This is a genomic window from Arthrobacter sp. Hiyo1 (genome assembly GCF_001263615.2).
Classification (GTDB): domain Bacteria; phylum Actinomycetota; class Actinomycetes; order Actinomycetales; family Micrococcaceae; genus Arthrobacter.
Genome location: NZ_DF952470.1, coordinates 329,518 through 334,781, shown reverse-complemented (window position 1 = coordinate 334,781; position 5,264 = coordinate 329,518). Strand labels below are relative to the sequence as shown.

Here is a 5,264-nt window from a genome sequence, read left to right as displayed (position 1 = left end):
GGCGGATCCCGCCGCGAGTGCCGCCAGCGTGGAGCCCGCGGGAATCGCCACCGGGAAGTTCCACGGCGGGGTCACAACGGTGAGCTTCGCTGGGACGAACCTGGCGCCGTCGACCGTTTCCAGGTCCTTGGCGCGCTCGGCGTAGTAGTGCGCGAAGTCGATTGCTTCGCTGACTTCGGGGTCGCCTTGTTCGATCGTCTTGCCGGTCTCGGAGGCCATAACCTCGAGAAGTTCGGCGCGGCGGGATTCCAGGATGTCGCCTGCGCGGTGCAGGATGGCTGCGCGCTCGGCGGCAGGCATGGCGCCCCAAGTTTTGCCGTGTTCCACTGCGGTGGCAATGATGCGTTCCAGTTCCTGCGGGTCGCTGACCTTGCTGGCTTCAACGATCGCGTTTCCCGCAGTGGAGCCCGGGATGCGGTCGAGGATGGCACGGCCCCAGGCCCGGTTGGCGGGCAGGGCAGGATCGGTGTCCGGAGTGTTGGCGAAGCCCTGGCTTGGCATGGCGGCCGCGGGCTTGTTGCGGTCCTGCGTGCGGTTGGGGCCCGGAACGGCGTCGTCCAATTCTGCGAGGGAGGCGAGGAAGCGCTGCTTCTCACGCTCGAACAGCGATTTGTTTTCGCTGAGTTCGAACACAGCGGACATGAAGTTGTCCTGGCTGGCGCCTTCTTCGAGGCGGCGGATCAGGTAGGCGATCGCAACGTCGAACTCGCCCGGGTGCACCACCGGCGTGTACAACAGGAGGCTGCCGACGTCCTTGCGGACGGCCGTGGCTTGGCCCGTGGCCATACCGAGGAGCATCTCGAACTCAATGCCCGCCGTAACGCCGCGCTCCTTCGCGAGCAGCCACGCAAACGCGACGTCAAAGAGGTTGTGGCCGGCGACGCCGATGCGGACCGCATCGATGTGTCCTGGAGTGAGCGCGTAGTTCAGGACGCGCTTGTAGTTGGTGTCCGAATCCTGCTTGGTGCCCCACGTAGCGAGCGGCCAGCCCTGGATGGACGCCTGGACCTGTTCCATAGGCAGGTTGGCGCCCTTGACGACGCGCACCTTGATGGGAGCGCCGCCGTTTGCCCGGCGGGCCGCAGCCCATTCCTGCAGTTCCTGCATGGCCGACAGCGCGTCCGGGAGGTAGGCCTGCAGCACGATGCCGGCCTCAAGGTTCTTGAATTCGGGCTTGTCCAGGATCCGGGTGAACACGGCCATGGTCAGGCTGAGGTCCTTGTATTCCTCCATGTCCAGGTTGATAAACTTGGGCTTGGGGAACGATGCGGCCAGCTCGTAGAGCGGGGTGAGCTTCTCCACCACGTGGTCCACTGCTTCGTCGAAGGCCCACAGCGAGTGCGGGGCCACCGTGGAGGACTCCTTGATGGAGACGTAGTCGACGTCGTCACGGGCCAGGAGCTTGAGGGTCCCCTCGAGCCTGCGGCTGGCTTCGCGTTCGCCCAGGACGGCCTCGCCCAGCAGGTTCACGTTCAGGTGGACGCCGTTCTGCTTGATCTTGGCGATGGCCGGGCCAAGCTTGGCATCGGTGGCGTCCACGATCAGGTGGCCCACCATGTCGCGGAGGACTTTGCGTGCGATCGGGATGACCACCTGCGGCAGGACCGGAGCCATGACGCCGCCGGTGCGCACAGCAGCGCGCATGTACCAAGGAAGGAAGGCCGGGACCTTCGGGGCAAGCTTGGCCAGGTTGCGGCCGGCGACGGACAGATCCTCAGGGCGGATGACGCCGTCGACGAATCCCACCGTGAAGTCCAGGCCGTTCGGATCCTTCAGGACGCCGGCGAGGCGCTGCGCGGAAACGTCAACGGGTACCTTCGAGGCTTCGGTGAGCCAGTGTCGAACCAGTTGGATGGCTTCGTGGGCCAGCTCCTGGAGGTGTCCGGATTCCGGGGTGGATTGTGTCCTGGCGTCGATGCTCGAATCCCGAGTTGGTGTGCTCATGCGCTTCGTTCCTTTTGGTGCGGAGAGTGCTTTGTTTCCATCAGTATGGATCTACAATCAGATTAGGAAAAGCGATCTTTTCTGAAGAATATTCATTAGATTTCTCGACCCTTCTGGAGAGCCGAATGCTGGATGTCCGCAGGCTGCGCTTGCTGCACGAATTGAAGATCCGCGGAACGCTCGCAGAAGTGGCCGACGCCATGAAGTACAGCCCGTCCTCGGTGTCCCAGCAGTTGACCTTGTTGGAGAAGGAAGCGGGCGTGAAACTGCTGAGAAAATCCGGTCGACGGGTGCAGCTGACGCCGCAGGCCGAGATCCTCGTGGAACATGCGGCCGCTTTGCTGGCCACCCTCGAGCGGGCAGAGACGGATCTCGCGGCGTCCCTCTCCACAGTGACGGGAACAGTGCGGCTCGCCGTGTTCCAAACCGCCGCCCTGGCCCTCATGCCGGACTTCCTCACCATCATGAAGGGCGAGTATCCCGAAGTGCGAGTGGAAATGATCCAGCGCGAACCCGAGACTGCGCTCTATGAAACCTGGGCCCGAGACTTCGACATCGTGGTGGCCGAGCAATACCCAGGGCACGCAGCACCACACCACCCCGGCCTGGACCGCGCAACCCTGACCAGCGACGCCATCAGGCTGGCCACTCCCCCGATTGGCCTCGGTGGCGAGTCGATTTCCTCGCTCGCGGATACGGCTCCCCTGCCATGGGTCATGGAACCGCATGGTGCGGCGTCCCGGCACTGGGCAGAACAAGCATGCCGCTCCGCTGGCTTCGAGCCCGACGTCCGGTACGAAACCGCCGACCTCCAAGCGCAAATCCGGCTCATCGAGTCCGGCAATGCCGTGGCCCTCATGCCGGACCTCGTCTGGACGGGCCGGACCACTCCGGTCCAACTGCTGGACCTCCCCGGGCTCCCCAAGCGGACAGTCTTCACGTCGACGCGCACCGCCGGCCGGATCCACCCCGCAATCCTGGCATGCCGGGAAGTCCTAGAACGGGTGGCCGCGGAACGGGCGTAGGGTTCGGCTGGCTGGTGCGGTCGGATTCTGCACGATCATTCCGCATGCAGGGACAATTCGAAGAGAGCCAAAACGCAAAAAGGCCCCGGTCCAAGGACCGGGGCCAAACGCGGAGAATGGGGGATTTGAACCCCCGAGGGCGTTAACCCAACACGCGTTCCAGGCGTGCGCCATAGGCCGCTAGGCGAATTCTCCATGCTTCTGAATCAAAAGCAGACTCCACTGTACCCGAGAATTTCGGCATCGCCCAATCGGGACATTCATGGTGTCGAGCGGGCCCTCCGTGCGCTTAAACGTAAAAATGGACGCCCCCAATGCGTCCATTCCTCCGGCACTCCGTTGAGCTGCTGGGTCCAGCCCCTGAAACCAGGCCCTGCGGCTCACAATCTTGAGATTGCCCCAATCGGTGTACATACCAATAGTCCGCTGGGTTCAGCGGTTTGGCAATGGAGATTGGAAACCATCCTTTGACCTGTTTTTGAGCGGCCGCTGGGAGGATGGTGGAATGAGCCAACTGCACGCCCTCGTTGTCTACGTCCCGGTATCCCATAGCGAGAGCTTGCTGGCCGCGATCGGTGATGCCGGGGCCGGCAGAATCGGCGACTATTCGCATTGCTCATTCACCACTCCAGCACCGGACGCTTCACCCCCATGCCAGGGGCACAACCGTTCATCGGCGCCGTGGGGCAAGGCGAAACGGTGCCGGAAATCCGGGTCGAGTGCGTGGTTGAGACGGACTTGCTCGACGCCGTAGTGCAGGCCCTGCGCTCAGCCCACCCTTATGAGGAGCCCGCGTTCATGACGTGGCCCGTGAACGGCTGGCGCTAACTGGACATGTCCATCTTTTGGCTCCCACAAGGCACATGTCCGCAAATTCGGAGGGCTCGAAAACTTCGGGTAAGCTTGTCGACGGCCCCTCATGTGGCGTCATCCTGTTGAACTCCCCCAGGACCGGAAGGTAGCAAGGGTAGATGGGCTCTGGCGGGTGCATGAGGGGTCTCTTATTTAAATGTCAGTCCCTATAGGTAGGTTTCCCCTGTGACTGTTACTACTGCGCTTTACCGCAGATATCGCCCCGATTCTTTCGCGGACGTTATCGGGCAGGAACACGTCACCGAGCCGCTCATGACGGCCCTGCGCAAAAACCGGGTCAACCACGCCTACCTCTTCTCCGGCCCGCGCGGCTGCGGAAAAACCACGTCCGCCCGCATCCTTGCCCGCTGCCTCAATTGCGCCGAAGGCCCCACAGACACTCCTTGCGGCAAATGCAACAGCTGCGTCGAGCTGGCCCGGGGCGGCTCCGGCTCGCTCGACGTCATCGAGATCGACGCCGCCAGCCATGGTGGCGTGGACGATGCCCGGGATCTCCGCGAACGCGCCACCTTCGCCCCGGTCCGGGACCGCTACAAGATCTTCATCATTGACGAAGCCCACATGGTCACCTCGGCCGGCTTCAATGCGCTGCTTAAGATCGTCGAAGAGCCGCCGGAACACATCAAATTCATCTTCGCCACCACGGAGCCGGACAAGGTCATCGGCACCATCCGCTCCCGTACGCACCACTACCCCTTCCGGCTGGTGCCGCCCGAGCCGTTGATGCAGTACCTCGAGCTTCTCTGCCAACAGGAAAACGTGCCGGTGGCTCCCGGCGTGCTTTCCCTCGTGATCCGGGCCGGCGGCGGTTCGGTGCGCGACTCGCTCTCCGTACTGGACCAACTCATGGCCGGCGCCGGACCCAACGGCCTGGACTACGAACTCGCCGTCGCATTGCTTGGATACACCCACGCTTCACTGCTGGACGACGTCGTCGAGGCGATCGCCGCGTCAGACTCCGCCACGGTTTTCCGTGCCGTGGACCGTGTCATCCAAACGGGGCATGATCCCCGCCGCTTCGTCGAAGACTTGCTGGAGCGGTTCCGCGACCTCATCATCGTCCAAGCCATGCCGGAAAGCGCCCAAGCCATCCTCCGCGGCATGCCTGCGGACCAGATAGCCCGGATGCGCAGCCAGGCAAACAACCTCGGTGCAGCCGAGCTATCCCGTGCCGCCGATGTGACCAATACCGCGCTCACTGAGATGACCGGCGCCACTTCGCCGCGTCTGCACCTCGAACTGCTCTGCGCCCGGATCCTACTGCCCAGTTCCGAGCAGACCGAACGCGGGATCGCGGCCCGGATCGACCGCGTCGAACGCCGTCTCAACTACGGCGGGGCACTTCCCCCCGCGGAAGCCCAGACGCCGCCGGAAGCTGTTGCGGCTCCGTCCACTTCCGCCGTGCCAGCTGCGCGCCCAGCG

3 protein-coding genes, 1 tRNA gene, 1 other RNA gene and 1 pseudogene are annotated in these 5,264 nt (G+C 63.8%); 4 read left to right on the top strand and 2 right to left on the bottom strand.

What is annotated here, in order from left to right:
- A partial coding sequence (locus AHiyo1_RS10450) for a proline dehydrogenase family protein (protein ID WP_113990630.1) occupies positions 1-1,944 on the bottom strand: 1,944 nt, incomplete at its 3' end.
- A gap of 125 nt (positions 1,945-2,069) precedes the next feature.
- Here AHiyo1_RS10450 and AHiyo1_RS10445 point away from each other — a divergent pair.
- Positions 2,070-2,969 carry a LysR substrate-binding domain-containing protein gene (locus tag AHiyo1_RS10445; RefSeq protein ID WP_059388524.1) on the top strand — a complete coding sequence of 300 codons (900 nt, stop codon included), beginning with the start codon at positions 2,070-2,072 and terminating at the stop codon, positions 2,967-2,969.
- 110 nt (positions 2,970-3,079) lie between these two features.
- Here the strand turns inward: AHiyo1_RS10445 and AHiyo1_RS10440 are convergent.
- Positions 3,080-3,164 (bottom strand) — tRNA-Ser (locus tag AHiyo1_RS10440).
- A gap of 310 nt (positions 3,165-3,474) precedes the next feature.
- Between AHiyo1_RS10440 and AHiyo1_RS10435 the strand changes: the two are divergent.
- The 3 genes and pseudogenes from AHiyo1_RS10435 to AHiyo1_RS10425 form a co-directional block, all read left to right on the top strand.
- A pseudogene (locus AHiyo1_RS10435) lies at positions 3,475-3,797 on the top strand (hypothetical protein).
- Positions 3,798-3,877: 80 nt separating this feature from the next.
- Positions 3,878-3,974, top strand: an RNA gene (ffs, locus tag AHiyo1_RS10430) — signal recognition particle sRNA small type.
- A 33-nt stretch (positions 3,975-4,007) separates the two neighbouring features.
- Positions 4,008-5,264 (top strand): DNA polymerase III subunit gamma and tau (locus tag AHiyo1_RS10425; RefSeq protein WP_113990629.1); only part of this gene is annotated, 1,257 nt, incomplete at its 3' end.

Excerpts from the sequence above, each read along its gene's own strand:
- AHiyo1_RS10445 (WP_059388524.1), top strand. The coding sequence starts at position 2,070 with ATGCTGGATGTCCGCAGGCTGCGCTTGCTGCACGAATTGAAGATCCGC.